Source organism: Actinophytocola sp. NPDC049390 (genome assembly GCF_044466355.1).
GTDB lineage: Bacteria > Actinomycetota > Actinomycetes > Mycobacteriales > Pseudonocardiaceae > Actinophytocola.
Window position 1 is genome coordinate 19,992 of sequence record NZ_JBITMQ010000019.1, and the last position, 26,736, is coordinate 46,727.

Annotated in this window: 24 protein-coding genes; 14 read left to right on the forward strand and 10 right to left on the reverse strand. The window is 72.3% G+C overall.

All coding sequences use genetic code 11. The features are described 5' to 3' along the window. The first annotated feature begins 159 nt into the window (after positions 1-159). From ACIBVP_RS39195 to ACIBVP_RS39250, 12 genes are all read left to right on the forward strand, one after another. Positions 160-1,113, forward strand: coding sequence for a thiamine pyrophosphate-dependent dehydrogenase E1 component subunit alpha (locus tag ACIBVP_RS39195; RefSeq protein WP_396111583.1), 954 nt, complete (start codon positions 160-162; stop codon positions 1,111-1,113). A gap of 11 nt (positions 1,114-1,124) precedes the next feature. Further along, positions 1,125-2,156, forward strand: a complete 1,032-nt coding sequence (locus tag ACIBVP_RS39200; protein ID WP_396111584.1) for an alpha-ketoacid dehydrogenase subunit beta — start codon at positions 1,125-1,127, stop codon at positions 2,154-2,156. Between the two features lie 10 nt (positions 2,157-2,166). After that, on the forward strand, positions 2,167-2,562 hold the full coding sequence (locus ACIBVP_RS39205; protein WP_396111586.1) for a nuclear transport factor 2 family protein: 396 nt from the start codon (positions 2,167-2,169) through the stop codon (positions 2,560-2,562). Beyond that, positions 2,562-3,998: an NAD(P)/FAD-dependent oxidoreductase gene (locus ACIBVP_RS39210; protein WP_396111587.1), complete on the forward strand. Its 1,437-nt coding sequence runs from the start codon at positions 2,562-2,564 to the stop codon at positions 3,996-3,998. Before ACIBVP_RS39205 ends, ACIBVP_RS39210 begins: the two co-directional genes overlap by 1 nt. A gap of 69 nt (positions 3,999-4,067) precedes the next feature. Then, the gene (locus ACIBVP_RS39215; RefSeq protein ID WP_396111588.1) at positions 4,068-4,694 is read left to right on the forward strand and encodes an NAD(P)-dependent oxidoreductase; all 627 of its coding nucleotides are present in this window, start codon (positions 4,068-4,070) and stop codon (positions 4,692-4,694) included. A gap of 20 nt (positions 4,695-4,714) precedes the next feature. Further along, on the forward strand, positions 4,715-5,326 hold the full coding sequence (locus ACIBVP_RS39220; RefSeq protein ID WP_396111589.1) for a hypothetical protein: 612 nt from the start codon (positions 4,715-4,717) through the stop codon (positions 5,324-5,326). Between the two features lie 4 nt (positions 5,327-5,330). Further along, positions 5,331-6,218 (forward strand): LLM class flavin-dependent oxidoreductase, encoded by an 888-nt coding sequence (locus ACIBVP_RS39225; RefSeq protein ID WP_396111590.1) that lies wholly within the window; start codon positions 5,331-5,333, stop codon positions 6,216-6,218. 138 nt (positions 6,219-6,356) lie between these two features. Next, complete coding sequence (locus tag ACIBVP_RS39230) at positions 6,357-6,893, forward strand: hypothetical protein (protein WP_396111591.1); 537 nt, start codon at positions 6,357-6,359, stop codon at positions 6,891-6,893. Positions 6,894-6,932: 39 nt separating this feature from the next. Next, positions 6,933-7,898, forward strand: coding sequence for a Gfo/Idh/MocA family protein (locus ACIBVP_RS39235; RefSeq protein WP_396111592.1), 966 nt, complete (start codon positions 6,933-6,935; stop codon positions 7,896-7,898). Further along, on the forward strand, positions 7,895-9,040 hold the full coding sequence (locus ACIBVP_RS39240) for a DegT/DnrJ/EryC1/StrS family aminotransferase (RefSeq protein ID WP_396111593.1): 1,146 nt from the start codon (positions 7,895-7,897) through the stop codon (positions 9,038-9,040). Before ACIBVP_RS39235 ends, ACIBVP_RS39240 begins: the two co-directional genes overlap by 4 nt. Continuing rightward, on the forward strand, positions 9,037-10,146 hold the full coding sequence (locus ACIBVP_RS39245) for a DegT/DnrJ/EryC1/StrS family aminotransferase (RefSeq protein ID WP_396111594.1): 1,110 nt from the start codon (positions 9,037-9,039) through the stop codon (positions 10,144-10,146). The genes ACIBVP_RS39240 and ACIBVP_RS39245 overlap by 4 nt, the downstream gene beginning before the upstream one ends. Continuing rightward, positions 10,143-11,012, forward strand: a complete 870-nt coding sequence (locus ACIBVP_RS39250) for a sugar phosphate isomerase/epimerase family protein (protein ID WP_396111595.1) — start codon at positions 10,143-10,145, stop codon at positions 11,010-11,012. The genes ACIBVP_RS39245 and ACIBVP_RS39250 overlap by 4 nt, the downstream gene beginning before the upstream one ends. Here the strand turns inward: ACIBVP_RS39250 and ACIBVP_RS39255 are convergent. The 7 genes from ACIBVP_RS39255 to ACIBVP_RS39285 form a co-directional block, all read right to left on the reverse strand. After that, the gene (locus ACIBVP_RS39255; RefSeq protein ID WP_396111596.1) at positions 10,975-11,565 is read right to left on the reverse strand and encodes a phosphoribosylanthranilate isomerase; all 591 of its coding nucleotides are present in this window, start codon (positions 11,563-11,565) and stop codon (positions 10,975-10,977) included. The genes ACIBVP_RS39250 and ACIBVP_RS39255 overlap by 38 nt on opposite strands. A 9-nt stretch (positions 11,566-11,574) precedes the next feature. Then, on the reverse strand, positions 11,575-12,423 hold the full coding sequence (locus tag ACIBVP_RS39260) for an LLM class flavin-dependent oxidoreductase (protein WP_396111597.1): 849 nt from the start codon (positions 12,421-12,423) through the stop codon (positions 11,575-11,577). Then, positions 12,423-12,800, reverse strand: coding sequence for a SchA/CurD-like domain-containing protein (locus tag ACIBVP_RS39265; RefSeq protein WP_396111598.1), 378 nt, complete (start codon positions 12,798-12,800; stop codon positions 12,423-12,425). The genes ACIBVP_RS39260 and ACIBVP_RS39265 overlap by 1 nt, the downstream gene beginning before the upstream one ends. A 23-nt stretch (positions 12,801-12,823) precedes the next feature. Beyond that, positions 12,824-13,564 carry an SDR family NAD(P)-dependent oxidoreductase gene (locus ACIBVP_RS39270; protein ID WP_396111599.1) on the reverse strand — a complete coding sequence of 247 codons (741 nt, stop codon included), beginning with the start codon at positions 13,562-13,564 and terminating at the stop codon, positions 12,824-12,826. Continuing rightward, a complete protein-coding gene (locus tag ACIBVP_RS39275) occupies positions 13,561-14,487 on the reverse strand; it encodes an amidohydrolase family protein (protein ID WP_396111600.1) in 927 nt (308 codons plus the stop codon). Before ACIBVP_RS39275 ends, ACIBVP_RS39270 begins: the two co-directional genes overlap by 4 nt. A 12-nt stretch (positions 14,488-14,499) precedes the next feature. Then, positions 14,500-14,985 carry a cupin domain-containing protein gene (locus ACIBVP_RS39280; protein WP_396111601.1) on the reverse strand — a complete coding sequence of 162 codons (486 nt, stop codon included), beginning with the start codon at positions 14,983-14,985 and terminating at the stop codon, positions 14,500-14,502. 74 nt (positions 14,986-15,059) lie between these two features. Next, positions 15,060-15,482 carry a nuclear transport factor 2 family protein gene (locus tag ACIBVP_RS39285; protein ID WP_396111602.1) on the reverse strand — a complete coding sequence of 141 codons (423 nt, stop codon included), beginning with the start codon at positions 15,480-15,482 and terminating at the stop codon, positions 15,060-15,062. Between the two features lie 169 nt (positions 15,483-15,651). On the opposite strand from ACIBVP_RS39285, the gene ACIBVP_RS39290 reads away from it, so the two are divergent. Continuing rightward, on the forward strand, positions 15,652-20,970 hold the full coding sequence (locus tag ACIBVP_RS39290) for a type I polyketide synthase (RefSeq protein ID WP_396111604.1): 5,319 nt from the start codon (positions 15,652-15,654) through the stop codon (positions 20,968-20,970). Between the two features lie 11 nt (positions 20,971-20,981). Continuing rightward, positions 20,982-22,637: a (2,3-dihydroxybenzoyl)adenylate synthase gene (locus tag ACIBVP_RS39295; protein WP_396111605.1), complete on the forward strand. Its 1,656-nt coding sequence runs from the start codon at positions 20,982-20,984 to the stop codon at positions 22,635-22,637. Between the two features lie 69 nt (positions 22,638-22,706). On the opposite strand, the gene ACIBVP_RS39300 is transcribed toward ACIBVP_RS39295, so the two are convergent. From ACIBVP_RS39300 to ACIBVP_RS39310, 3 genes are all read right to left on the reverse strand, one after another. Continuing rightward, on the reverse strand, positions 22,707-23,906 hold the full coding sequence (locus tag ACIBVP_RS39300; RefSeq protein ID WP_396111606.1) for an MFS transporter: 1,200 nt from the start codon (positions 23,904-23,906) through the stop codon (positions 22,707-22,709). A gap of 115 nt (positions 23,907-24,021) precedes the next feature. After that, entirely contained in the window at positions 24,022-25,272 is a 1,251-nt protein-coding gene (locus tag ACIBVP_RS39305) for an MFS transporter (protein ID WP_396111607.1), read from the reverse strand. A gap of 190 nt (positions 25,273-25,462) precedes the next feature. After that, positions 25,463-26,695, reverse strand: coding sequence for a cytochrome P450 (locus tag ACIBVP_RS39310; RefSeq protein WP_396111608.1), 1,233 nt, complete (start codon positions 26,693-26,695; stop codon positions 25,463-25,465). Positions 26,696-26,736 lie beyond the last annotated feature (41 nt).

Consider the following 26,736-nt stretch of genomic DNA (forward strand, 5'->3'; position numbering starts at 1 on the left):
GAGCCTACGTCGAGTCTCGAGCGGTTTCCCGCCCACTGACGAGCCCTTGACAGAACGGGCCGACGTCCGGTCGAGACGCGGTCGACGATTCCCGGGCACCGGGCGAATCGGACCTACCGTCAGCGGTGGCATTTCGCGGGCCCGAAAGGAATTCCCCTTATGGCGCAGACAGAACTACTCGAGGCGTACCGGGTGATGCGCACGATACGCGCGTTCGAGGAGCGGGTGCACGAGGAGCTGCCGAACGGGGGCATCCCGGGCGCGGTCCACCTGTACGCGGGCCAGGAGGCCGTCGCCGCCGGTGTGTGCGCCGCGCTGCGTGAGTCCGACTACATCGCGTCCACGCACCGCGGCCACGGCCACGCGATCGCGAAGGGCTGCGACATCACCGCGATGATGCTGGAGCTGTACGGCAAGGCGGGCGGCCTGTGCAACGGCAAGGGCGGCTCGATGCACATCGCCGACTTCTCCAAGGGCATGCTCGGCGCCAACGGGGTGGCGGCCGGGGGCGCGCCGCTGGCGTGCGGGTCGGCCCTGTCGGCGAAGGTGCTGGGCCGCGACCAGGTGTCGGTGGCGTTCGTCGGGGACGGCGCGGCCAACCAGGGGTCGTTCGCGGAGAGCCTCACGCTCGCGACGGTGTGGAACCTGCCGGTCGTGTTCGTCGTGGAGGACAACTTCTACGCACAGGCCACGGGCACCCGCTACCACCTGAAGGGGCTCGACGTGGCGCGGCGTGCGGAGGCGTACGGCATCCCCGCGGCGACCGTCGACGGCACCGACTGGTTCGCCGTGCACGCGGCCGCCGAGGAGGCCGTCGAGCGGGCGCGGTCCGGTGGCGGCCCGTCGCTCATCGAGTGCAAGGCGGGCCGGTTCTTCGGCCACATGGAGGGCTTCGACCAGCAGGGCTACCGCGGCGAGGGCGAGGTCGAGCGGCTGCGGTCCGAGCAGGACCCGCTGACGCTCTTCACCGCCAAGGCGGGGCTGGCCGAGCCGGACCTGTCCGAAGTGGACGTGACGGTGGACGCGGCGGTCGAGCTGGCGGTCGCCACCGCGAAGGCCGCGCCGGAGCCGGAGCTGTCCGAGCTGCTGACCGACGTCTACGTGTCGTACTGAGGGAGAGAGACATGACCGAGACACCACGCGTTCTCTCCTACCTGGAGGCGCTCAACGAGGCGCTGGCGCTGGAGATGGAGCACGACCCGTCGGTGGTCGTGTTCGGTGAGGACAACATCGGCGGCACGGGCTGCGACGGCACGCTCGGCCACGCGTGGGGCCCGACCCGCGGCCTGCACAACCGGTTCCCGAACCAGATCTTCGACGCGCCGATCACCGAGGCCGCGTTCGTGGGCGCGGCGGTCGGCGCGGCGGCGACCGGGCTGCGGCCGGTGGCGGACCTGCTGTTCGTGGACTTCGCGGGCGTGTGCTTCGACCAGATCCTCAACCAGGCCGCCAAGCTGCGGTACATGGTGGGTGGCAAGGCGGCCGTGCCGCTGGTGATCCGTGCCATGTGGGGCACCGGGATGCGCCGTGCCGCGCAGCACTCGCAGGCGCTGTACTCGCTGTTCACCCACATCCCCGGCCTGAAGGTGGTCGCGCCGTCGAACCCGGTGGACGCCAAGGGGCTGATGGCGTCGGCCATCCAGGACGACGACCCGGTGATCTTCTTCGAGCACAAGCTGTTGTACTTCGGCAGCCGCGGCGTCGTGCCCGAGGAGCGCTACACGATCCCGCTGGGCAAGGCGTCGGTCGTGCGTGAGGGCGGCGACGTCACGATCGTCGCGATCGGACGGATGGTCCACGAGGCGACCAAGGCCGCCGAGGCGCTCGCCGAGGAGGGCGTCGAGGCCGAGGTGATCGACCCGCGCACGCTGTCGCCGTTCGACTTCGACACGGTGTACGCGAGCGTGGAGAAGACGTCGCGGCTGGTCGTGGTCGACGAGTCCAACCCGCGCTGCTCCATCGCCACCGACATCGCGGGCACGGTCGCGGAGAACCGCTTCTCGTCGCTGTCCGCCGCCGTGCGCACCGTCACCAGCCCGCACGCACCCGTGCCGTTCGCGGCGTCGCTGGAGGACGCGTTCCCGCCGGACGCCGCCAAGATCGCCGACGCCGTTCGTTCCACCCTCCCGAGTTCCGTCACCAGCAAGGCATCCTGAGGAGTTGACCATGTCGGAGAACCCCAACGTCCAGCTGATGGAGAAGGTGTACGCCGCCTTCGGCACCGGCGACGTCGAGACCGCGGGCACGTACTGGCACGAGGACTCGGTGCACCACTACCCGGGCCGCAACCCGCTGTCCGGTGAGCACGTCGGCATCGAGGACTCGACGGCGTTCGCGAACAAGATGTGGGAGCTGACGAACGGCAACCTCCGCATGGAGGTCAAGGAGATCGGCGGCAGCGACAACTACGCGTTCGCGATCCTGGAGACCCACTATGAGCGCAAGGGTCTCGTGCTGGACATGCCGTTCATCAACGTGGCGAAGATCGTCGACGGCAAGATCAAGGAGTTCTGGACCTACCCGAACGACGTGTACGCCCTCGACGAGTTCTGGAACGCCTGATGAGGATCATCGCTGTTGGCGGCAGCGTCACCGGTCTCGCGGCCGCGGCCGCGCTGGCGGACCGCGGGCACGAGGTGCTGGTGCTGGAACGCGAGACGGCCGAGCCACCGTCCACTCTGGAGGAGGCGGCGAACGGCTGGCCGCGTCCGACGGTGCCGCAGGCCGCGCACTCGCACGCGTTCGGTTCGCGCGGGACGAACATCCTGCGCGCGCAGCTGCCGGACGTGTACACCGCGCTGGTCGAGGCCGGCGCGGGTGAGGTGAACCTGGCGGACTTCACCCCGCCGACGCTGGGCCCGGTCGACCGTGTCCCGTCGGACGACCTGCTGAACATGCTGACCGTGCGCCGGTCGACGTTCGAGTGGGTGCTCCGGACCAAGGCCCTTGCCAGGCAGGGTGTTTCGCTGCGCACGGGCGCGACGGTCCGCGGTCTCGTGGCCTCCGGCGACCGGGTGACGGGCGTGCGCCTGTCGGACGGCACGGAGCTGGCAGCCGACCTGGTCCTGGACACGAGCGGCCGCAAGACGTCGTCGGCGAAGTGGCTGGAGGAGGCCGGGCTGCCGGTCCCCGAGGCGCAGAGCGAGAGCTGCCGGATCACGTACTACACCAGGTACTACCGGCGTCTGACCCCCGCGCCGCCCGGTCCGCTGAACCGCGGCTTCGGTGCCGGTGGCATGTGGGACAGCTACACGGCCGTCCTGTTCCTCGGTGAGGGCGACACGTTCTCCATCTCGGTCGGCGTCCTCCCGGACGACAAGCCGATGAAGTCGCTGCGCGAGGAGGCCGCGTTCACGGCGGCGATCCGCGCGACCCCGTTGCTGGCCGGCTGGGTCGCGCCGGGCAACTCGGAGCCGATCTCGCCGGTGTACGCGATGGGCGGGCTGGACAACAGCTCCCGTTTCGTCGACCCGGGCGCACCGCGGCTCACCGAGGGCTTCTACGGCCTGGGCGACGCGGTGTGCACGACGAACCCGGCGAACGGGCGCGGCGTGTCGTTGGCGCTGGCGCACGTGTACGAGCTGGCCGACCTGCTGGACGCGCACCCGACGGTGGACCGCACGCAGGCGGCCCGTTTCGCGGGCGCCACGAAGGCGCTGCTGGCGCCGTTCCTCGGCGAGGCGATCGCCAACGACCGGGGCCGCGCGGGCCTTTGGGAGGCGGTGGCGGCGGGACAGCGGCCGCAGATGCCGCCGCCGGGCGTGGTCCACTTCGGCGCCGCGGTGGCCGCGTCGCTGAAGGACGTCGAGGTGTGGCGGCGGGTCGCGCACGTGATGATGTCGCTGGTCTCGCCCGCCGAGCTGTACGCCAACGAGGAGATGGCGCAGCGGATCGGGGCGGCGATGGCGGGTGGGCCGCCACCGCAGCTGCCCGGCGCGTCCCGGGCCGAGCTGACGGCGGCCCTGGCGGCGGCGACGACGGAACCGAAGGCAGCGTGAGCCGGGAGCCGGGCCCCGCGGGAGCGGGGCCCGGCATCTCGCGCTGCGCATCGCACACTGGAGGGCGACATGCGGTTGGCAGTGTTCGGGGCCACCGGGGGGACCGGGCTGTCGGTGATCCGGCAGGCGCTCGACGCGTGTGACAAGGTGACCGCGCTCGCGCGCAAGCCAGAGGCACTCGCCGAGTTCGGCGACGAGATCACGGTCGTCGGCGGGGACGTGCTCGATCCCGTGGCGGTCGCCGAAGCCGTGGACGGGGCGGAGGTCGTGGTCTCCGGGCTCGGCATCGGCATGCACCGGCACGCCACGACCGTCTACTCGCAGGGCACCGCCAACATCGTCGCCGCCATGCGGAACGCGGGGATGTCCCGGCTGCTCGTCGTCTCCACGTCGTCGCTGGAGCTGCCGCGACGGCTGACCGAGCGGACCGTCGCCGCGATCCTGCACCGCGTCCTCGCCAAGCCGTACGCCGACATGGCCATCATGGAGGACACGGTCCGCGGCAGCGACCTCGACTGGACCCTGGTCCGCGCCGCTCGCCTCACCAACGGTGCCGTCACCGGCCGGTACCGGACCGCGGTGGACGAGAAGCTGCGCCGCTGCTGGTCGATCTCCCGCGCCGACGTCGCCCACTACTGCCTCACCCACGCCGCGGACCCCGCCGCGTTCCGCCACACCGTCGAGATCGCGTATTGACTCAAAGGACGGGCCCTGCCATGACGACCACACTCGCCCCACCCCGCACCGCGCCGCCCGCCGTGGCCATGTTCGGGTTGTTCCTCGTCAGCCTCCTGATCGGGCTCGTGTTCACGGGCAGCATGTACTCGTCGCCGTTCATCGACGACGGGGAGATCGCCCGCTACTACGCCGACAACGCCGGTGCCCTGCGCTGGATCGCGCTCACCCAGTTCCTGTCGGCGCTCGCGCTGCTCGTGTTCACCGCCGTCATCTCGGAGCGGGTGCCGGGCGCCCGGATCGCCGCCGCCGGTGGGTACCTCTCCGCCGGGTTGCTCGCCGTCAACGCGCTCACCCAGTGGGTGCTCACCTACGACGGCGTCATCGCATCGCCCGAGGCGCGCCGCGGGTTCCACCTGCTGTTCTTCGGGCTCGGCGGGTTCGGGCACGTGGCCGCGGGCGGCGTGATGGTCGCCGGGCTCTGCCTCACCGGCGTGCTGCCGAAGGTGCTGCGGCAGATCGGGTGGGTGCTCGCCGCGCTCTCGGTGCTGTCGCTGTTCACGTTCGTCACGGAGGCGGCGACGCTGCTGATCCCCATCGGACGGTTCCCGACCCTCCTGTGGCTCGTGGCGGTGGGGTACGCACTACGTTGACGGCATGCAGTTCGGCTTCTCGTTGCTCCCCACCGCGGACCTCCGGGCGCACCTCGCGGTCGTCGACGCCGCCGAGCGGGGTGGCCTCGACCTGGTCGGCGTGCAGGATCACCCGTACGCGCCGCCGCTCGTCGAGAGCTTCTCGCTGATCGCGACGCTGCTGGCCCGCACCGAGCGCCTCCGGTTCTTCCCGGACGTCGCCGCGCTGCCGCTCCGCCCCGCGCCCATGCTCGCGCAGACGGCGGCCACCCTCGACGTGCTGTCCGGCGGCCGGTTCGAACTGGGCCTCGGCGCGGGCGGCAACTGGCACGGCATCGAGTCCATGGGTGTGCAGCGACTGAGCCCACGGCAGGCCATGGCCGCGCTGGAGGAGGCCATCGCCGTGCTCCGTGCGCTGTGGACGCCGGGCACCGCCGACGTGCGCGGCGAGTACCACTCGGTCACCGAGGTCCACACCGGACCGCTCCCGGCCCACCCGATCCAGATCTGGGTCGGCTCGCAGGGCCCGCGCAGCTTCGCGCTGACCGGTCGCCTCGCCGACGGCTGGGCCGCGCCGATCCCGTCCTACCTGCCGTACGAGGCGTGGGCCGAGGGCAACGAGACGATCTCGCGGGCCGCCACCGACGCGGGCCGCGACCCCGCCGACGTGCTGCGCATGGCCCAGCTCGTCGGCACCATCACCGACACCCCGGGGGACCGGGACAGCACCGAGGCCCGCGAGGGCTCGGCCCCGGTCCGCGGCACCGCCGACCAGTGGGCGTCCCTGATCGCCCGGCTCGCCACCGAGCAGCCGTTCCGCTGCTTCGTGTTCTGGCCGGAACAGGGCACCGTGGACCAGGTCGAACGCTTCGCGAAGGACGTCGTCCCGGCCGCCCGCGCCCTCCTCGGCTGACCTACCCGTCCACACGGCACACGCGCTGACGCGCCCCCTCTGTGTCTCTCTGTGCCCCTGCTCGCCTTGAACCACCTTCGAGTGGCTCTCGACTCGCGCCTTGACCCTGGCATCAGTACCTACGGGAAAGGGAGCGCGATGACCGCGACGATCAACCGACAGATCCCGGGCACGGTGGGGGTCGTTGGGCTCGGGTACACCGGGCTGCCGCTGGCCCTGTCGCTGGCCGGATCCGGACTGCTGACCATCGGCCTCGACACCGACCGGGGCAAGGTCTCCGACCTGCTGGTGGGGCGGTCCTACCTGCCGGGCATCGCCGACGACGAGTTGGTCGCCACCGCCGAGTGGTTCGAGCCCACCGTGGATCCCCGCAGGCTGGCGGGGCTCGACGCGTACGTCATCTGTGCGCCGACGCCGACCGCCGACGGTGGCGACGCCGACCTGACCTACGTGGACGCGGCGGCGGACCTCGTCGCGCCGCTCATCCGGGCCGGTGCGCTGGTCGTCCTGCAGTCGATGGTGCCGCCCGAGACCGTCGCGCAGCTGGCCGCCCGGCTCTCGCGCGGCAGCGGGCTGGTCCCCGGTGTGGACTTCCACTTCGCCATGGCGCCCGAGCGCATCGACGCGCTCGGGCTCCCCTCGCACGAGGGCACCGACGCGGCCACCAGGCCGTAGCACCCGCCGCGGCGGCCATCACCTGCGAGGGGACGACAGATGCACCTCGACCAGATCATCGCCAACACGATTCCCGTCATCGTCGGCTACGGCCGCGCCGGGCGGGACCTCCACCGCGCCCTGCGCGGTCTCGGGCGGCCCGAGGTCGTCGTGGCCGACCCGCGCCCGGCCGCCGCACCCGGCGTGACGTGGCTGCCGACGGTGGCCGCGGCGCTGGCGCGGGTCGATCCCGGCCGCGCGGTGTTCCACGTGGCCACGCCGGTCACCGAGCAGCACGCGGTGATCGGCGCGCTCGTCGCCGCGGGCGCGCGGAACGTGGTGCTCGACAAGCCGGCCGCCGGTGACGTCCGTGCCGTCGCCGCGCTCGCGGGGCGGACGCGGATCGTGCCGGTCGCGGGGTGGTTGACGAGCGCGGTCACCGGCCGCGTCGACGAGGCCGTCGCCGACGGGGTGATCGGCGCGGTCCGCTCGATCCGCATGGAGTGGATGGAGCCCCGCGCCAACCGGTCCGCCGACCCGGCACCGGCCACGGAGGTCGCGCTGCCGCACCAGGTCCTGCTCGCCCTCCACCTCGGCGGTGGGCCGGGCGAGCCGGCCGACACGCTCACGTGGGGCATGCCGCTGCCGGACGGCACCGAGCTGCCCGGCGCGGGCGGCGTGGACGTCACGCTGCGCCAGCCGAACCGCGTCACGACCCGGCTCATGTCCGACCTGACGGGCCCGGTCGGCCTGCGGCGCCTGCGCGTCACCGGCACCCGGGGCACGCTCGTCGCCCACCACCCGCTCGGCTCCGACGACCACACCGGCCAGGTGATCCTGCCCGGCCACGACCGTGAGCTGATCCGGGACCGGCCGGTCACCCGGTTCCTGACGGCTGCCTACGCGTACTTCGCGGGCGAGGGCCCGCCGCCACCCGGGGACCTCGCGCTGCACGTGCGGGTCGCCGAGCTGGTCCAGGAAGCAACCCAGCACGCACGCACGATCGACGAGGAGTTCGCGGCATGAGCGGAGCCAATCACCACACTCAGGGCGTCCCCTTCTTCTCCGGTGCGACGACGATGCGCCGCGACTGGCCAGTGCTCGAACCACGCATCCGTGAGATCGCCGCGTCCGGCCGGTTCACGTCCGGCGTCTGGGCGGAGCGGCTCGAACAGGAACTGTGCGAGTACACGGGCGCCAAGCACGTCATCGTGGTCGGCAACGGCACGGACGCGCTGATCATGATGCTGCGCGCGGCGGGCATCCGGCCGGGTGACGAGGTGATCGTCCCCGCCTACTCGTTCTTCGCCACCGCGTCGTCGGTGCTGCACGCGGGCGCCACGCCGGTCATGGTCGACGTCCTGCCCGGCTCGTACGCGCTCGACCCGGACCAGGTCGAGGCCGCGATCACCGGCCGCACCAGGGCGATCCTGGCGGTGCACCTGTTCAGCCAGCTCGCCCCGATGGTCGAGCTGGCGGAGGTCGCCGAACGCCACGGCCTGCTGCTCCTGGAGGACGGCGCGGAGGGCATCGGCATGTGGCAGGGCGGTGTCCACGCGGGACTGTTCGGCACCGCGGGCGCGCTGTCGTTCTTCCCCACCAAGACACTCGGCGCGCTCGGTGACGCGGGCGCCGTGCTCACCGACGACGACGAGGTCGCCGCCCGCGTCCGCCGCCTGCGCCGCCACGGGCAGACCACCGACGACGGCCACGAGTACCAGGATCTCGGCTACAACAGCCGCTGCGACGAGATCGAGGCCGCCGTCCTCGTCACCCGCCTCGCGCACCTCGACGACGACGTCGAACGCCGCCGCGTGCTGGCGCAGCGGTACACGCAACGCCTGGCCGAGGTCGTCGAGACGCCCTACCTGGCACCGGCCAAGGGCGACGGCGGCCTGACGTTCTCCGTGTACCTCATCGAGACCGACCGCCGCGACGAGCTGGCCGAGTTCCTCGCCGGGTACGGGGTCGGCACCAAGGTGTACTACCCGCGGCCCGTGCCGCGGGAGCCCGCGCTCGCCCACCTGGCCCGCCACCCCGTTCCGGTCGCCGAGGCGGCGGCGACACGTGCCCTCGCCCTGCCGCTCTACCCGGACCTGGCCGCCGAGCAGGTCGACCACGTCGCCGACCTGGTCCGCGACTGCCACGATCCGCGGCGGGCCCGATGACCAGCACGATCCCCTTCGCGGGGTTCGACCGCCGGTACGAGGGCTGGGTCGACGACCTGGTCGACGTGGTGCACGAGGTCGGGGAGTCCGACGAGTTCGTCCTCGCCTCCCGGGTCGCCGCGCTGGAGGCCGCGATCGCCGCACAGGTCGGCATCACGCACGCGGTCGGCTGCGCGAGCGGCACCGGCGCCCTCACCCTCGCGCTGACCGCGCTGGGCGTCGGCCCGGGCGACGAGGTGGTCACGCCCGCGTTCTCGGCCGTCTCGCCGGCCGGCACGGTCGCGCTGACCGGCGCCACCCCGGTGTTCGCGGACGTGGACCTGGTCGACCACGCGCTCGACCCGGCCGCCGCGGCGACCGCGATCACCGGCCGCACGAGGGCGATCATGGCCGTGCACCTGTTCAGCCAGGTCGCGCCCATGACCCGGCTGCGCACGCTCGCGTCACGGCGGGGTGTGGCGCTCGTCGAGGACAGCGCGGGCACGCTCGGCGGCACGGTCTCCGGCCGCCGCACGGGCACCGCGGGTGACGTGGGCGTGTTCTCGTTCTCCCCGGCGAAGCCGCTCGGCGGGCCTGGGGACGCGGGCATGGTCGTCACCGCCGACGGCGAGCTGGCCGCGACCGTCCGCGCGCTGCGCGACCACGGACAGGGCACGGTTCCGTTCCGGCACGACCGGGTGGGATTCGCCTGCCACATGGACGAGATCGTCGCCGGGTTCCTGCTGCGCAGGCTGCCCACACTGGACCGGCAGCTCGCGGCACGCAGGCAGCGCGCGGAGCGGTACACGGCCGCGTTGCCGCAGGAGGTCGCCGCACCGACCGGCTTCGGGGACCGCGCGGTCCACACGTACGTGGTCCGCGTGCCGGAACGGGACCGGTTGCGGAGGTTCCTCACCGCGAACGGCGTCGAGACCGTCGTGCACTGCCCGAAGCCGCTGCACCTGCAGCCCGCGTTCGCGCACCTCGGCCACGGCCCCGGCGACTTCCCGAACGCGGAACGGCTGGCCCGCGAGTGTGTGGCGCTGCCGCTGTACCCCGAGCAGCCGCTGTCCGACGTGGACCGAGTGGCGGAGCTGGTCACCCGCTTCTTCCGGAGCGGGTCGTGACCAGGGTGAGCGGGGTCGGCGACGAGGCCGCCGCGAGCCTCGCCGACCAAATCCGCATCCACCGCGCACTCGGCCTCGACGGTCTTGAGCTACGCACCGTCGACGGGCGCGGGCTGTACGAACTGACCGACGCGCAGGCCGCGCTGATGGCGGTACGCGTCCTCACGTCCGGTCTGGAGGTGCCGGTCGTGGCCACGCCGATCGGCGGGCGGGGCGCCTCGATCGGCGCGCCACGTGCCCTGGACCTCGCGATCCTGCGGCGTACCGCGGAGATCGCGAGCCTGGTCGGCTGCCGGCACCTCCGGGTCATGTCGTACCCCAACGACGGCAGGCCCGACGCGGAGTGGCGGAAGGCCGCGCTGGCCCGGCTCACCCGGCTGACCCGGCTCGCCGAGGACCTGGACGTGGTGCTGCTGCACGAGAACCGTCACGGCTGGGCGTCCCGGTCGGCGGCGGCGTCGGTCGAGCTCGTGACCACGGTGGACAGCCCGAACCTGCGGCTGCTGTTCGACACCGGCAACGGCCTCGCCCACGGCTACGACGCGCTGCCGTTCCTGTGGGAGGTGCTGCCGTGGGTGGCGCACGTGCACGTGCGGGACGGTGTGCGCACCGAAGACGGCGCCGAGTTCGCCGTTCCGGGCGACGGCGAGGTGGGGGTGGCCGACTGCCTGCGGCTGCTGGCGGACGCCGGGTACGACGGCTGGTACAGCCTCGAACCGCACGTCGCGCGCATCCCGCACCTGGGCGTCACCGCCGACCCGGCCACGCTCGAAGCCGGTTACCGCACGTGCGCGGAGAAGTTCCTGACGCTGCTCGATCGCGGCGGTGCTAGGACCGGACCCTGGCCGCCGCCACGAAAGCCCTGATCAGCCCGTGGTCCTTGACGCCGCGACTGGACTCGACCCCGCTGGAGACGTCGACCCCCCAGGCCCCGGACGTCCCGGCGGCGACGGCTACGGAATCGGGTGTGAGGCCCCCGGCCAGCAGCCACTGCCCGCGCAGGCCCGCGACCGAGCCGTAGTCCCACGACTCGCCCGACCCGGCGCGTGGCGCGTCCACGAGCAGGAACTGTTCCCCGTAGGCGCCGACCCGCAGGTCAGGCGCCGAGAACGGCACCGCGCGGATCAGTTGCCACCGCGGGTCGGCCAGTGCCGTGAAGGCGTCCTTCGAGTAGTCGCCGTGCAGTTGGACGGCGCCGACACCGGTGGCCTCCGCGATCGCGCGGACCTCGTCCACCGGCTGCTTGTGGAACACGCCGACGGTCAACGTGGGACCGGCCACCGCCACGAGTGAACGGGCGGTGGCCGGGTCGACCTGGCGCGGGCTCGTCGCGAACAGGAACCCGACGGCGTCGGCGCCCGAGGACACCGCGACGTCGACGTCCGCCGACGTGCGGAGCCCACAGACCTTCACGAACATGTGTCCAGACTACTCACCGATGAACTCACGCAGCTCTTTCAGCTGGTCAAGCCCCGATGAACACGGCGCGAGCAGCACCTCGTCGCAGCCCGCCTCCTCCAGCCGCGTGAGCGTCTCCCGCAGCCGGGCCGGGCCGATCGCCGAGCCGCGCAGCACCATCTGCGCGTACGGCGGGGCGAACCCGTAGTAGTCGTTCAGGTACCGGTCGGCCAGCTCGTCGGCGTGCGCACCCAGCGAGAAGTACGTGAGCGCCACCAGCCGGCCACGGCCACCGGCCGCCCGGTACGCCGCCGCACCACCGGCGAACATCTCGACGCCGCCGCTGCCGGAGATCCACGCGTCCGCCAGCCGCGCCGCCCGCTCGACGGCCTTCGGCGAGTGCCCGCCCAGCATGATCGGCGGGCCGCCGGGCGACACGGGCGCGGGCCCGATGCCGCCCGCGAACCCGCGCCGCTCGCCCGCCCAGATGGCCTTGGCCTCGGCGATCTGCTGCTCCAGCACCCGGCCGCGGCCCTTCATCGGCACCCCGGACGCGTTGAAGTCGTCCGGGCGCGCGCCCGCCGCGAGGCCGAGCACGAGCCGACCGCCGGACAGCCGGTCCAGGCTCGCGGCCTGCTTCGCGAGCAGGGCCGCGTTGCCGTGCAGCGGCGACAGCAGGATCGCGGTCACGAGCTTCACCCGCTCGGTGACCGCGGCCGCTGCCGACAGCGCGACCACGCCGTCGTAGTTGTCGTACACCAGCCTGCCCAGCGCGGCGACGCTCGAGAACCCGCCGCGGTCGGCCTCGACGGCCCACTCGACCAGCGCGTCTCCCGGCGTCTCCCGGACCGTGCTCGGCAGTGCGACCCCGATCTCCATCAGGCCGCCGCCGCACCCGGCGCACGCCGGTTCAGCACGTTCTCCATGCCCGCCTTCTGGAAGAACGCCCGCGCACCCTCGGGGGTGACCATGTCGCGCCCCTCGGTCAGGTGCTCCTCGAGCTGCCGCTCGAACTCACGCACCTCCGGCTGCCTGCTCATGTGCGCGGCCACCACCGGCAGCGGCCCCTCGACCTCGATCACGCGGATCGCGACACCGGTGCCGACGAACGCCATGGTGGCGAGCAGCTTGCCGACGACCTGCCCGTCCGGGCCGGTGATCTCGAAGTTCGGCCTGCCGCTGTTGCGGAACAGCTCCTTGACGATCTCCTCGCTGCCTTCCTTGATCGGGTAGTACAGCGCGTGCCAGGTGGACATTCCCTCAACCTCCGTTTGGTGCTTCAGTGGCTGGCGGTCACGCCGCCGTCGACGTAGATGACCTGCCCGTTCACGAACCGGGCGAGCGGCTGCGCGAGGTAGATGACCGCGCTCGCCACCTCGTCCGGCTCGGCGAACCGGCCGACCGGGATCCGCTGCTGGAGCCGGGCCACGAACTGCGGGTTCTGCTGTGCCTGCTCGACGAAGTCGGTCCGCATGAACCCGGGCGCGACCGCGTTGACGGTCACCCCGCGCCCGCCCCACTCGGTGGCGAGCTGCTTGACCAGCAGGTTCACGCCCGCCTTGCTGGCGCCGTACGCGGAGAAGCCCATCCGGCCGCCCGCGTCGCCGCGCACCGAGGACAGGTGGATGATCCGGCCCTCGCCGCGTTCGAGCATGTGCCGCCCGACCGACTGGGACAGCAGGAACGCGCCGACGAGGTTCGCGTTGACCACCGACGCCCACTGCACGGGGTCGAAGTGCTCGGCGGGCACGGTGATCAGCTTGCTGGCCGAGTTCACCAGCACGTCGATGCCGCCCCACGCCTCGACCACCGTCGCGACGGCCGCGTCGATGGACGCCGGGTCGGTGACGTCGACGGCGACACCCATCGCGGTGGCGTCGCCCGCGCGCAGCTTCTCCGCCAGTTCGGTGGCCTTGTCGAACGACCGGCCCGCGATCGCGACCCGCGCGCCCTGCTCGGCGAACTGTTCGCAGATCACCGAACCGAGCCCGCCGTACCCCCCGACCACCAGAACGTTCATGACGCTCTCCTCAGTTCTTCCTGGCCGAGACCGAAAAGCGCGGCAGCGTTGTCGTGCAGCACGGCGTCCACATCGGACAGGCCGAGCGCGTCGACCATGCCGAGCGCCGCGTCGAGCGAGGTGGCGAGCGGCGGCGAGTCCGTGCCGAACAGCAGCCGGTCGGGCCCGAACACCTCCAGCGCCGCCTTCAGCGCGGGCAGGGACGGTGTCGCCGTGTCGACATAGATCTTTGTCAGCTGCTCGCTGATCGGCGGACCGTCTACATTGTCCCGGCGTTGGGCCATGTCGAGCTTTTCCCGCAGCAGAGCCAAGGCGCCGCCCGCGTTCGGGGCGATGAGCTTCAGCCCGGGGAACCGCGGCAGCCGTCCCGCGAGGAGGATCGCGGCGACACCCATGGTGATGTCGCAGGGCCGCACGACGTGCTCGATCCCGCCGACCTTCTTCATCGACCCGGCGGCGACCGGCACGGCGGGCGGGTGCAGCAGCACCGGCGCGCCGGTCTCCTCGGCCATCGCGAAGAAGTCGTCGGAGCGCGCGTCGTCGAGGAACTCCCCGCGCACCGAGGAGTTCACGATCAGCCCGGTGAACTCCTTCTCCCGCAACCACTCCGCTGCCCGCGCGACGTCGTCGGCGGAGAACGGGTTGGCGTAGACGTACCCGGTCAGCGCACCCGCCTTCGCCCGCACGGTCTCCGCCACCCACTCGTGGAAACGCGCGAGGTCCGCCGGCGACTGGTTGTAGTTGTCGTTGCCGGGGACCGGGAGCATCGTGCCGTAGCCGACCGGGCTCCCGACGACGGTCGTCGTGATGCCGAGCGCGGCCTTGCGCTCGATCATCCCGTCGACGTCGCCGAGCACCGGCGGCATGGGGAACTTCTTCAGCAGCTCGGGCGGCGTGACATGCCCGTGCACGTCAATGGTCATGGGTGGGAAGCCTCAATCCCGAGGCGGGCCGAGGACCTGGCCGCCGTACTTCTGCGTGGACGCCATGACTGCGCCGAAGTCGGGGAACGTGCTCGGGTCGAAGGCCGGGATCTCCAGGCGCTCCGCCGGGGTGCCGGTCTCCATGAACCACCCCTCGTAGCCCGCGGGGGTGCCCAGCACCAGCGTCTTGACCGTGTCGGACTCGGCCTTGTACGAGTGCGGGACGTTGCGCGGCAGGAACACCGACGAGCCGGGCGTCGCGTGGAAGAGCTGGCCGCCGACCTCGATGCTCATCTCGCCCTCGAGGATGTGGAACAGCTCGTCCTCGTTGCCGTGCACGTGCACCGGCGAGCCGTAGCCGCGGTTGCAGGACATCTCCGCCAGCCAGTACTGGCCGTTCGTGTCCTCACCCGTTGCCTTGAACACCACCAGCGACCCGAAATGCCAAATGGCGCGCCCATCGGAAGGCCCGCAGAGGAACGGCTTCGTTTCCGACATGAAGACTCCTAAGGGAGGAAAGGAAATCACCTACAGTTGTACCGAGAGCGCCTCAAGGGCTGGTGCAACCGGCTTCAAGAGGTGGCCTGGCTCTGCGCCGCGCTGAAGTTCGGCGGACGGCTCGGCGGCGGGCCGAGCGGGCCGGAGACCTGGCAGTGCACCAGTGCCCACCCGCTGTCCACTTCGGACAGCACGAGGACGGCGCGGAACTCGCCGTTCGCCGGGTGCCCGTGGTAGGTCATCTCCTGCTTCTGCACGGCGGTGGCGACCGCGGTGCCGCCGTAGCGCCGGACGCTCACGTCGACCAGGTCGAACGCCGACGGCACCAGCGAACCGCTGCGGTACCGGTCGAGCCACTGCTCCTTCGTGAGCACGAACCCGAGCGGGCCGATGCCGACGAAGTCGGCGGTGAGCAGCCCGTCGAGAGTCTCGGTGTCCGCGGTGCGTTCCGCGGCCGCGAACCTGTCCAGCGTCGCGAGGACGTCGTTTTCCGTCATGGCGGCCAGCGAAACACGGGGCCGGTGAGTCGCGGCAGAGCGCGCGAACACGACGTGGCGGGGGTCTTGTCCCAGCCGGGCCGGGATCGCCGACCGATGTCGCCGGGACGTGGTGAACACAGAATGTCCTGGTTCCAGGTCTCGCGCGCTGAGGAGGACGAGAGCGACCATGGCAACCTCGAGCGGAGTCGACGGACCGGAGCCCATCGCGATCGTCGGAATGGGATGCCGATTACCCGGTGACGTCAACTCGCCGGAGGCGTTCTGGAACTCCCTCGCGGCGGGGTTCGACGCGATCGGCGAGGTGCCACCGGAGCGCTGGGCGCACTACGAGACCGGTGGGGAGAACGCCGCCGCGCTGCGCAAGGTCTCCCGGCTCGGCGGCTTCGTGTCCAATGTGGACGACTTCGACGCCGCCTTCTTCGGGGTGTCGCCGCGCGAGGCCACCCTGATGGACCCGCAGCAGCGGATGGCGCTCGAGGTGGCGTGGGAGGCGCTGGAGCACGCCGGCATCGTGCCGGGGGACCTGGCCGGGTCCGACGCGGGCGTGTACATCGGTGTCAACAGCGACGACCACGGTCGCAAGCTCCTCGAGGACCTGCCGAGGATCGAGGCGTGGACCGGCATCGGGTCGTCCATGTGCGCCGTGGCGAACCGGGTCTCCTACGCGCTCGACCTGCACGGCCCCAGCATGGTCGTCGACACGGCGTGCTCGTCGTCGTTGGTGGCGCTGCACCTCGCGTGCCAGAGCCTGCGGGCGGGCGAGACGCCGGTGGCGATCGCCGGTGGCGTGATGTTGATGGTCGCCCCCGGTCTCACCATGGTCATGGACACCGCGGGCGCGCTCGCCCCGGACGGCCGCTCGAAGTCCTTCGACGCGTCCGCCAACGGCTACGGCCGGGGTGAGGGCTGCGGCATGGTCGTGCTCAAGCGGCTGTCGGACGCGCGGCGCGACGGCGACCGGGTGCTCGCGCTGATCCGCGGCAGCGCGGTGAGCCAGGACGGCAAGACGAACGGGATCATGGCGCCGAGCGGCGATGCGCAGACCGAGATGCTGCGGGTGGCCTGCAGGCAGGCGGGCGTCGCACCCGAGTCGGTCGACTACGTGGAGGCCCACGGCACCGGCACCAGGGCGGGCGACCCGGTCGAGGCCGCCGCGCTCGCCGCCGTCTACGGCACCGGAAGGCCCGCCGACCGGCCGTGCCTCATCGGGTCGGTGAAGACGAACATCGGCCACCTGGAGGCCGCGTCCGGGATCGCGGGCGTGCTCAAGGCCGTCCTCGCGATCGAGCACGCGGCCATCCCGCCGAGCATCAACTTCGACACCCCCAACCCGGACATCGCGTGGGACGGGTCCGGCCTGCGGGTGGTCGCCGACCTCACCCCGTGGCCGAGCACCGGCGGCCCGCGCCGCGCCGGGGTCTCCGGCTACGGCTACGGCGGCACGATCGCGCACCTCGTGCTGGAGCAGGCGCCGCCGCCGGAGACGGCGCTCCCGGCGCCGGACCGGGGCACCGCGTTGCGCGTCTACCCGCTGTCCGGCGGGTCGCAGGAGGCCGTGCGCGAGTACGCCGGGTCGCTCGCCGAGTGGCTCACCGCCGACGGCCTGCGGGCCAGTGGCGCCGAGCTGGCCGACCTCGCCCACACGCTCACCCAGCGCCGCTCCCACCTCGAACACCGCACCGGCGTCGTCGCGGCCGGCCAGGACGAGCTGGTCGCCCAGCTCCGCCAGGTGCGGACGGACGAGCCGGGCAACGGAATCACCTCCGGCCGCGCGCTGCCGGGCGCGGCCAAGGGCGCCGTGTGGGTGTTCTCCGGGCACGGCTCGCAGTGGATCGGCATGGGCCGCGAGCTGCTCGCGACCGAGCCCGCGTTCGGCCGTGTCCTCGACGAGCTCGAGCCGATCTGCCTGGAGGAGATGGGCGTCTCCCCGCGCAAGGCGCTGCTGGAAGGCGACCTGCGGGACACCGACCGCATCCAGATGCTGATCTTCGCGACGCAGGTGGCGCTCGCCGAGGTGTGGTACTCGCGCGGCCTGCGCCCCGCCGCGGTGATCGGCCACTCGGTCGGCGAGATCGCCGCGGCCGTCGTCGCGGGCGTGCTCGAGGTGGCCGACGGCGCCCGCCTCATCTGCCGCCGGTCCACCCTGCTGCGCAAGGTCGCGGGCATGGGCGGGATGGCGATGGTCAACCTGCCGTTCGAGGAGGCGGAGCGCAGACTTGCCGGGCACGAGGGTGTCTGCGCCGCGATCGCCGCCGCCCCCAGCTCGACGGTGGTCGCGGGTGACGCGACCGCGATCGACGCCGTGGTGCGGCAGTGGAGCACCGACCCCGCGCTGAACGTGCAGCGGGTCAACTCCGACGTCGCGTTCCACAGCCACCACATGGACCAGCTGGTCGACGACCTCGCCGCGGCCGCGGCGGACCTCGCCCCGGCCACGCCCGTGCTGCCGGTCTACTCGACCTCACACGAGGACCCGAGGACGGACGTGGTGCGTGACGGCGCCTACTGGGCGGGCAACCTGCGCAACCCGGTGCGGTTCGCCGCCGCGGTCAGCGCTGCGCTCGCCGACGGCTACCGGGCGTTCGTCGAGATCTCCCCGCACCCGGTGGTGTCCTACTCGATCAACGAGGTGCTCACCGCGGAGCGCGTGGAGGACGCGGTCGTGGCGCACACGCTGCGGCGCAACCGTCCCGAGCAGTCCACCCTGCTGGAGAACCTGGCCGCGCTGCACTGCCACGGCGTGGCCGTGGACTGGTCGGTCGGGAACTCCGGCGGACGGCTGGTGTCGCTGCCGGTCATCGCGTGGCAGCACCGCGAGTACCGGGTGGAGACGCCCGGCCGGGGCGAGAGCCGCTCCCGGCTGCACGACGTGGACACCCACACGTTGCTCGGGGCACCGCTGACCGTCAACGGCACCACGACCGTCCGGGTCTGGCAGACGTGGCTGGACCAGGAGAGCAGGCCCTACCCCGGTGACCACCCCGTGCAGGGGACCGAGATCATCCCGGCGGCGGTGCTGCTCAACACGTTCTTCGCGGCCTCGGCCGGGCACGCCCTGAACGACGTGTCGTTGCGCGTGCCGGTCTCCGTCGCCTCCCCGAGGGAGCTGCAGGTCGTCGCCATGGACGGCACGCTGCGGCTGTGCTCGCGGCTGGCGTCGGACCGCCACGACGGCGACCAGGACCAGAGTGACGGCTGGCTGACCCACACCACCGCCGCGGTGCCGGTCGTCGCCGACGTCCCCGGCCCGCGCGCCATCCCGCTCGCCGACCTGCGCAAGCGGTGCGACGAGCGGCTCGACTCCGAGTTCGTGATCGACCGGCTCGCCTCGATCGGCGTCGCCGCCATGGGCTTCCCGTGGCAGATCAACCGGATCCGGCGCGGCCGGGACGAGCTGTTCGTCCGGGTCGTCACCGACCCGGCGGGCACCCTTCCGGAGAGCTGGGCGTCGATCCTGGACGCGGCGCTGTCCGCGGCGTCCGTCGTGTTCTCCGGGCCCGCGACCCTGCGCATGCCCGCGCACATCCGCCACGTCAGCATCGGCGGCAGGCCACCGGCCGACGCCGTGATCAGCGTGCGGGTGCGGCCCGGCTCGACCGACACCGTGGACGTCGTCATCGCGGAGCCGGACGGCTCCGTGGTCGCCCGGCTCGACGGGCTGCGCTACGGCGTGCTCGACGGGGACGTCGGTGCCCCGGCGAGCCCGAGGCGCCTGGTCCACAAGATCACCTGGCGGCCCTTCGAGCTGCCGAAGCGCTCCCGCGCGCGGCTGCCGCTGGTGGTGTTCGTCGGTGACCAGTCGCTCGCGCAGGAGCTGGGCGGCGCCCTCAGCGACGCGGGCATCACCTGGCTCGCCGCCGCCGACGCCGACGCGCTCGCCGGTCACGCCGACCGGTTGTCCCCGGCCGCGGCGGTCGTCGTCGCACCGGACAGGTCCGCCGAGGCCGGCGACGCGTGGTCCGGCTCGCTCGCCGCGACCTCGCTGCTCACCAGGACCGCGCAGACGCTGGCCGCGCTGCCCGCGCAGCACCGGCCCCGGCTGTGGTGCCTGACGAGGGGCGTGCGGGAGGCCGCGGACCTGGCCGCCGTCGGCGAGGGCGCGTTGTGGGGGCTCGGCCGCGTGCTGTCCGGCGAGTACCCGGACCTGTGGGGTGGCATCGTCGACGTGCCCGCGGACGACGCGCTCGGCAGCCTCGCCACGCTGCGCCGGGTGCTCGTCGCCCGGCCTGCCGACGACGTCCTCGCGGTGCGCGGCACCGGTGTCGAGGTCGCCAGGCTGGCCACTCTCGACGACACGACGACCCGGCGGCCGGTGGCGTGCCGGGCGGACGGCACCTACCTCATCACCGGCGGGCTCGGCGTGCTCGGGCTGGAGGTGGCGGCCTGGCTCGCCGGCCGGGGAGCGCGCAGGCTGGTGCTGGCCGGGCGGCGTGCGCTGCCGCCGAGGAACACGTGGGACTCCGTCGACCCGGTCACCGACCCCGAGGGCGCCGCGCGGATCGAGTCGGTCAAGGCGCTGGAGGCCGCGGGGGTCACGGTCGTCACCGTCGCGCTGGACGTGAGCGACCGGGACCAGGTGGCGAAGCTCGCGTCGCTCGGCGACCTGGGGCTGCCGCCGATCCGCGGCGTCGTGCACGCGGCGGGTGTGCTGGACAACCGGATGGCCGCCGATCTCGACGAGGAGTCGCTCGAGACGGTCATGCGTCCGAAGGTCCTCGGCGCGCAGGTGCTGCACGAGCTGTTCCCGCCCGGGAGCCTCGACTTCCTCGTGCTGTTCTCGTCGGTGGGTCTGCTGCTCGGCCTGCCGGGCCAGGCCAGCTACGCCGCGGGCAACGCGGTGCTCGACGCGCTCGCCGCCCACCGGCGGACCGCCGGGCGGGGCGACACGATCAGTTTCGGCTGGACGTCGTGGCGCGGCCTGGGCATGTCGACGTCGTCGGCGGCCATCGACGCCGAGCTGTCGGCACGGGGCACCGCCGACATCACCGCGGCGGAGGCGTTCCGTTCGTGGGAGTACGCCGAGCAGCACGACGTCGCGCACGTCGCCGTCCTGCGCCCCATCCCGCTCCTGCCGGGCATGCGCCGCCCGCCGCTGCTGTCAGAGCTGGCCGCGGAGGAGCCGGTGGCCGCCGGACAGTCCCGTTCGTCGGCGCCGTGGGCGAACCTGCGCGGCGACGAACTGCGCGACCACGTGCTCGGCGAGGTGTCCGGGCAGGTGGCCGCGGAGATGAAGCTGGCGGTCGAGGAGCTGGACACGCACCGCCCGCTCATCGAGATGGGACTCGACTCGGTGATGACGCAGATCGTCCGGGCCCGGCTGGAGCGGCTGTTCCGGGTGAGCCTGCCCGCCACCCTGCTGTGGAACCGGCCGACGGTCCAGGCGATCAGCGACTTCCTCGCCGAACTGCTCGCGCCGGACGGCGACGGTGCCGCCGCGCAGGACGACGAGCCGGAGACGCCGCCCGCGCCCGCGGTCGCGGCGTGAGTGGAGGGAACATGATGCGGGACGGTGTGACGCCATGGCCTGCGGACCTCGCAGAGGGGTACGCGCGGGCCGGCTACTGGCGGGGTGAACCGCTCGGCCACTGGATGTGGACCTGGGCCGACCGGGACGGTGACCGGATCGCCGTGGTGGACGGCGACACCCGGATCAGCTATCGCGAACTGGCCGAGCACGCGGACGCGCTCGCCGCTCGCATGCGGGACCTCGGCCTGCGCGCGGGGGACAACATCCTGGTGCAGCTGCCGAACAGCTGGGAGTTCCTGGCGCTCTTCCTGGCCTGCCAGCGGATCGGCGTCGCGCCCGTGCTCGCGCTGATGGCGCACCGCGAGCACGAGCTGCGCTACCTGGCGGAGCTCGCCGAGGTGAGGGCCGTCGTGGTGCCGGACCGCTGGCAGAAGTTCGACCACCAGCGGATGGCCGTCGACCTCGCCGCCTCGCTGCCGGGCACGTGCACGGTGTTCGTGCTGGGCGAGTCCGACTCGTCCACTGTGGACCTGCGGTCGCTGCTCCCGCGCACCGAGGACCCGGTCGCGCTGCGCGCCCGGCTCGACGCGGTCGCCCCGGATCCCGGTGAGGTGGCGTTGTTCCTCCTCTCCGGCGGCACCACCGGCACCCCGAAGATCATCGCGAGGACACACGACGACTACGAGTACAACGCGCGGCAGAGCGGTGCGGTGTGCGGGTTCGACGCGGACACGGTGTACCTGGTGACACTGCCGATGGGCCACAACTTCCCCCTCGGCTCGCCGGGGATCCTGGCCACGCTCATCCACGGCGGCCGGGTGGTGATGCTCCGTTCCCCCAAGCCGGAGGTGGCGTTCCCGGTCATCGAGCGTGAACGGGCCACGGTGACCTCGCTGGTCCCGGCGATCGCACACCGCTGGGTCGAGGCCGCGATGGCGGGCGGCGCCGACCTGTCGTCACTGCGGCTCGTGCAGGTGGGCGGCTCGGTGATGGACCCGTTGTTCGCAGCACGGATCGGCCCCGCGCTCGGCGCGACGCTGCAACAGGTCTACGGGATGGCCGAGGGCCTGCTGAACTACACCCGCCCGACCGACCCGGTCGAGGTCATCGTGCGCACCCAGGGCCGCCCGATCAGTGACGCCGACGAGATCCTGATCGTCGACGAGGCCGGCCAGCCGGTGCCGGAGGGCGGCACGGGCGAACTGCTCACCCGCGGCCCGTACACCCCGCGCGGCTACTTCAAGGCCCCGGAACACAACGCGAAGGCGTTCACCCCGGACGGCTGGTACCGCAGCGGCGACCTGGTGCGCCGCGACGAGACCGGCAACTTCGTGGTCGAGGGCCGAGTCAAGGACCTGATCAACCGCGGCGGCGAGAAGATCTCCGCGCCCGAGGTGGAGGCCGTGGTCGACACCCTGCCCGCGGTCCGCCGGTCGACGGCGATCCCGCTGCCCGACGCGGAGTACGGCGAGCAGGTCTGCGTGTGCGTCGTGCTCCACCCCGGACAGACGCTGACCCTGGCGCAGGTGCGGGACCTGTTCGTGGCCAAGGGGGTCGCCAAGTTCAAGATCCCGGAGCGGCTCGAGGTCGTGACGGACTTCCCCCTCACGCCGGTGGGCAAGGTGGACAAGAAGGCGCTGCGCGCCCAGGTGCTGGCGGGCACGAACGGCGTACAGGCCGCCTGAGCCACACACAGAGATTCGCCCGGTCCGATGTGGACCGGGCGAATCTCTTGTGTGTCTGTCGCGGTGGGTTCAGGCCGCTTCCGCGAGCGGGTTCTGGTGCTGGGCAGGCGGGGCGAGCTCCCCTGCCACGTCCGCGCGGCCGCGGGCCGCCAGCACGGCCGCCACCGCGCCGAGCAGCGCGACGGCCGCGAACACCGACACGTTCAGCGGCAGCCCGCTGGTCGCCAGGAGGCCGCCCAGCAACGGCCCGGTGGCCGCGCCGAGGCGGCCGATGCCGGAGGTGAGGCCGAGCGCCGTCGCGCGCTGGTGGGTCGGGTAGTGGGTGGCGACGTAGCCGTACACGACGATCTGGTTGCCCACGGTCGCGGCACCCGCCACCGCCACCCCCGCGTAGACGGCGACGACCGGCATCGGGACCGCCAGCAACACCAGCGCGCCCGCCGCCACGACGAACAACACCGTCGCCACCCACCGCGGGCTCCAGCGGTCCGCGAGCGCGGACCCGGCCAGGCCGCCGACGACACCGCCCACGTTGAGCGCCAGCAGGAAGCCCAGCGCGGAGCCGAGGTCGTAACCCGCGCCGCGCATCAGCTGCGGCAGCCACGTGTTGAGCCCGAACACCAGCAGGAAGCCCGCGAAGTTGGCCACGGAGAACAGCAGCAGCTGACCCGGCCGCAGCATCCGCACCCGCAGGCGGGCCCTGCGGAACCGGGGCGACTCCGGCAGCAGCCACATCGCCAGCGGGACGAGCGTCACCAGCGGCAGCGCACCGATCGCGAACAGCACGCGGAACCCGTACGGCTGCAGGAGCGCCACCGCGAGCAGCGCGGCGAGCACGCCGCCGACGGGGAAACCGACGAGCATGACGGCGTTGAGCAGGTTCCTGCGCGCGGCCGGCGCGGTCTCGACGACCAGCGCGATCGCGGTCGGCGCGATGCCGCCGAAGCCGAGGCCGGCGAGGAACCGGAACACGCCGAGCAGTTCCGGGTTCGGCGCGAGCGCCACCCCGACCATCATCAGCGAGAACCACGCGAGGCACCCGATGAACAGTCTGCGCCTGCCGAGCAGGTCGGTCAGCGCGCCTGCGCTGATCGCGCCGATCAGCATGCCGATCAGTGCGTAGCTGCCGATCGCGCCCACTTCGGCCGGGGTCAGGTCCCAGCCCGGGTGCTGCAGCAGTGCCGGTACCACCGATCCGAACACGATCAGGTCGTACCCGTCGAACACGATGGCGGCGAAGCCGAGTGCCACGACAAGACGTAAGCGCATGGTCAGCTCCCTAGAGGTGTCGTCCCAGTGTCCGCGAGGGCGCTGACGAGCCCGTCGAGGAAACAGCCGGGGGCGGACCGGTTCTCCGGTCCGCCCCCGACTCGGCGACGCCACGTCAGGCAGGCTGCTCCGCCAGGTCGCGCGTCGGCTCGACGGGCGGCGGTGCGACCGCGGCCGGTGCCGGGTCGCGGTACAGGGTGAGCACCGCGATCAGCGCGACCAGCGCGACACCCGCGCACACCAGCATCGCCACGGTGTACCCGGCGGCGCCGGCCACCCCGATCACCATGCCGGCCGCCGCGAAGCGGAGCCCGAGCGAGATGCTGGTCTGCACCGTGAAGTCCGAGCCCGCGGTCTCCGGTCGGCTGTGGTCCATGTTGATCGTGTACATGATCACGAAGACCGCCGAGTTGAAGATGTTCACCATCACGATGGCGAGCAGGGCCCACGCCATGCCGCCACCGGCGGCGACGGGGATCATCGTGGCGATGGCGACGACCTGGCCCGCGGCGTACCAGACGAGGGCACGCCTGCGACCGAGCCGCGGCACCCACAACCCGGCGCCGATCGCCGCGGCGATGCCGATGACGCCGCCGAGGCCGTTGGTGAGCATGCCGACCATGCCGACGGACACCCCGGAGTCGATCAGGATCGGCACGAGCATGCCGTACGCACCGGGCATCGCGATCGCCAGCAGCGGCGTCAGCACCAGCGCCCACCGCTTCACACCCGGCTGGCGGAACACCGAGAACATCGACGGGCGCCGGGCCGGGGTGGCGGTGTCGGCCGGTTCGACGATCGGCTCCCGGAAGCGGCGGATGAAGTAGATCGGGATGGCGACCACGACGGCCAGCGTGAGGATGGCGGGCACCCAGCCGAAGGCGTCGTACATCACCAGCACGAAACCGCCGCCGATGACGTCACCGACGAAGTTCGCGCCGATCTGCAGGCCGTTGATGCCGCCGCGCTCGCGGCCGCTCATCATCCGCACGGCGAGCGCGTCGGTGGCGATGTCCTGTGTGGCCGAGAGAATCGCGACGACCGACAGCAGGGCGACGATGAGCCCGAGGTTCTCACCGACGTCGAGCGGGGCGAGCGCCACGATGCCGAGCGCGGCCGCCGGCTGGGTGACCACGAGCCAGGACCGGTAGTGCCCGCGCTTGCGGGAGCCGTAACGGTCCACGAGGGGCGCCCACAGGAATTTCAGGGCCCAGATGAACCCGATGCCATAGATGATCCCGATGTCCTCGAGTGAACCACCTCGGTCTCGGGTGATGGCGGCGAGCGCCGTGAACAGGAATCCGATCGCCAGGAACTGACTGCCATACAGGGGTAAAAAGAGGCCGAAGACGGCACGCTTGTTCATCGGCTCGGCACCTCACATCGAGTACTGGTCGGGTATTACTCGAATAATTGTCTCCTTTTACCTACCCGCTACCTTGAGTCTTGAGTCACCTGTCAGTGGGAAATACGCGAACGACCGCGAACACGCGAAAACGCCCGGCCGGAAAGTCCGGCCGGGCGTTCTCCCGGGGTCCGTTGTCGACAGTGACGGCTCAGGCCACGTCGCGGCTCCAGCCGAGGTCGCCGGAGAGGGTCACCGGCAGTCGTTCCAGCCGGTTGATGCCGCGCGGGAAGCCACGTTTCCAGACGACCTCCTCCTCGGGCACGCTGAGCGAGAGATGGGGGAAGCGGCGCAGCAGCGTGCCGAACGCCACCTCGGCCTCCACTCTGGCCAGTGCCGCACCGAGGCAGTAGTGGATGCCGTGCCCGAACGACAGGTGCGCGTTGTTCCCCCTGGCGACGTCGAAACGCTCCGCGTCGGGGAACTGGGTGTCGTCCCGGTTCGCCGACGCCCAGAGGATCTGGACGACCTCGCCGGCGGGCACGGACACCCCGCCGATCTCGACGGGTTCCTTCGTGAACCGCAGGCCGGCGAGCTCGGCGGGACCGAACAGCCGCAGCATCTCCTCGATCGCGGAGGGCAGGAGCGACAGGTCGGCACGCAGCCGTGCCAGCTGGTCCGGATGGGACAGCAAAGCGAACGTGCCGTTGGCGATGAGCTGTGCGCTGGTCTCGTGGCCCGCGTTCAGGATGGTGATGACGAGCGAGACCAGCTCGTCGTCGTCGAGCTGGTCGCCGTCGGCGTCCCTGCTGCGCACCAGCGCGGAGATGAGGTCGTCGCCCGGCTCCGCGCGGCGCAGCCGGACCACGCGTTCCGCGTAGTCGGCCATGGCTCGCGCGCCCGGCGCGACCTGTTCCCACGCACCCCACATCATGCCCTCGAGCGCCTCGCGCCAGTCTTCCCGGAACTCCTCCGGGACGCCGAGCAGCTCGCTGATCACCGCGAACGGCAACGGGTAGGCGAAGTCGGCCAGCAGGTCCAGCTCGTCGCGGTCCGCGAGACCGTCGAGGAGCTCGTCGGTGAGCTGCTGGACCCTCGGCCGCAGCTGCTGCACCCGCCGCGCGGTGAACACCTTCGACACCAGCCGCCGCACCCGGTTGTGGTCCGGTGGGTCCATCATGGACACCGACCGGCCGAGGTAGCGCAGGTACTCCGGTGGCAGGCCGGGGGCGGCCGTGGTGTCGACCCGGGTCTGGTGCCGGGGGTTGTTGCTCACCCTCGGGTCGCTCAGCACCGCCTTGATGTCGTCGTACCGGGTCACCAGCCAGACCGCGGCGCCGTTGAAGTGGCGTACCTTGGCGACGGGCCGCTCGGCACGCAGTCTGCGGTACTCGTCGCGGTCGAACAGCAGCTCGAGCATCTTCGGTTCGGCGGTTTCCGTCATGACACCCTCTTCGTCGACTGTCCACATGAGGCGGTGTCCCG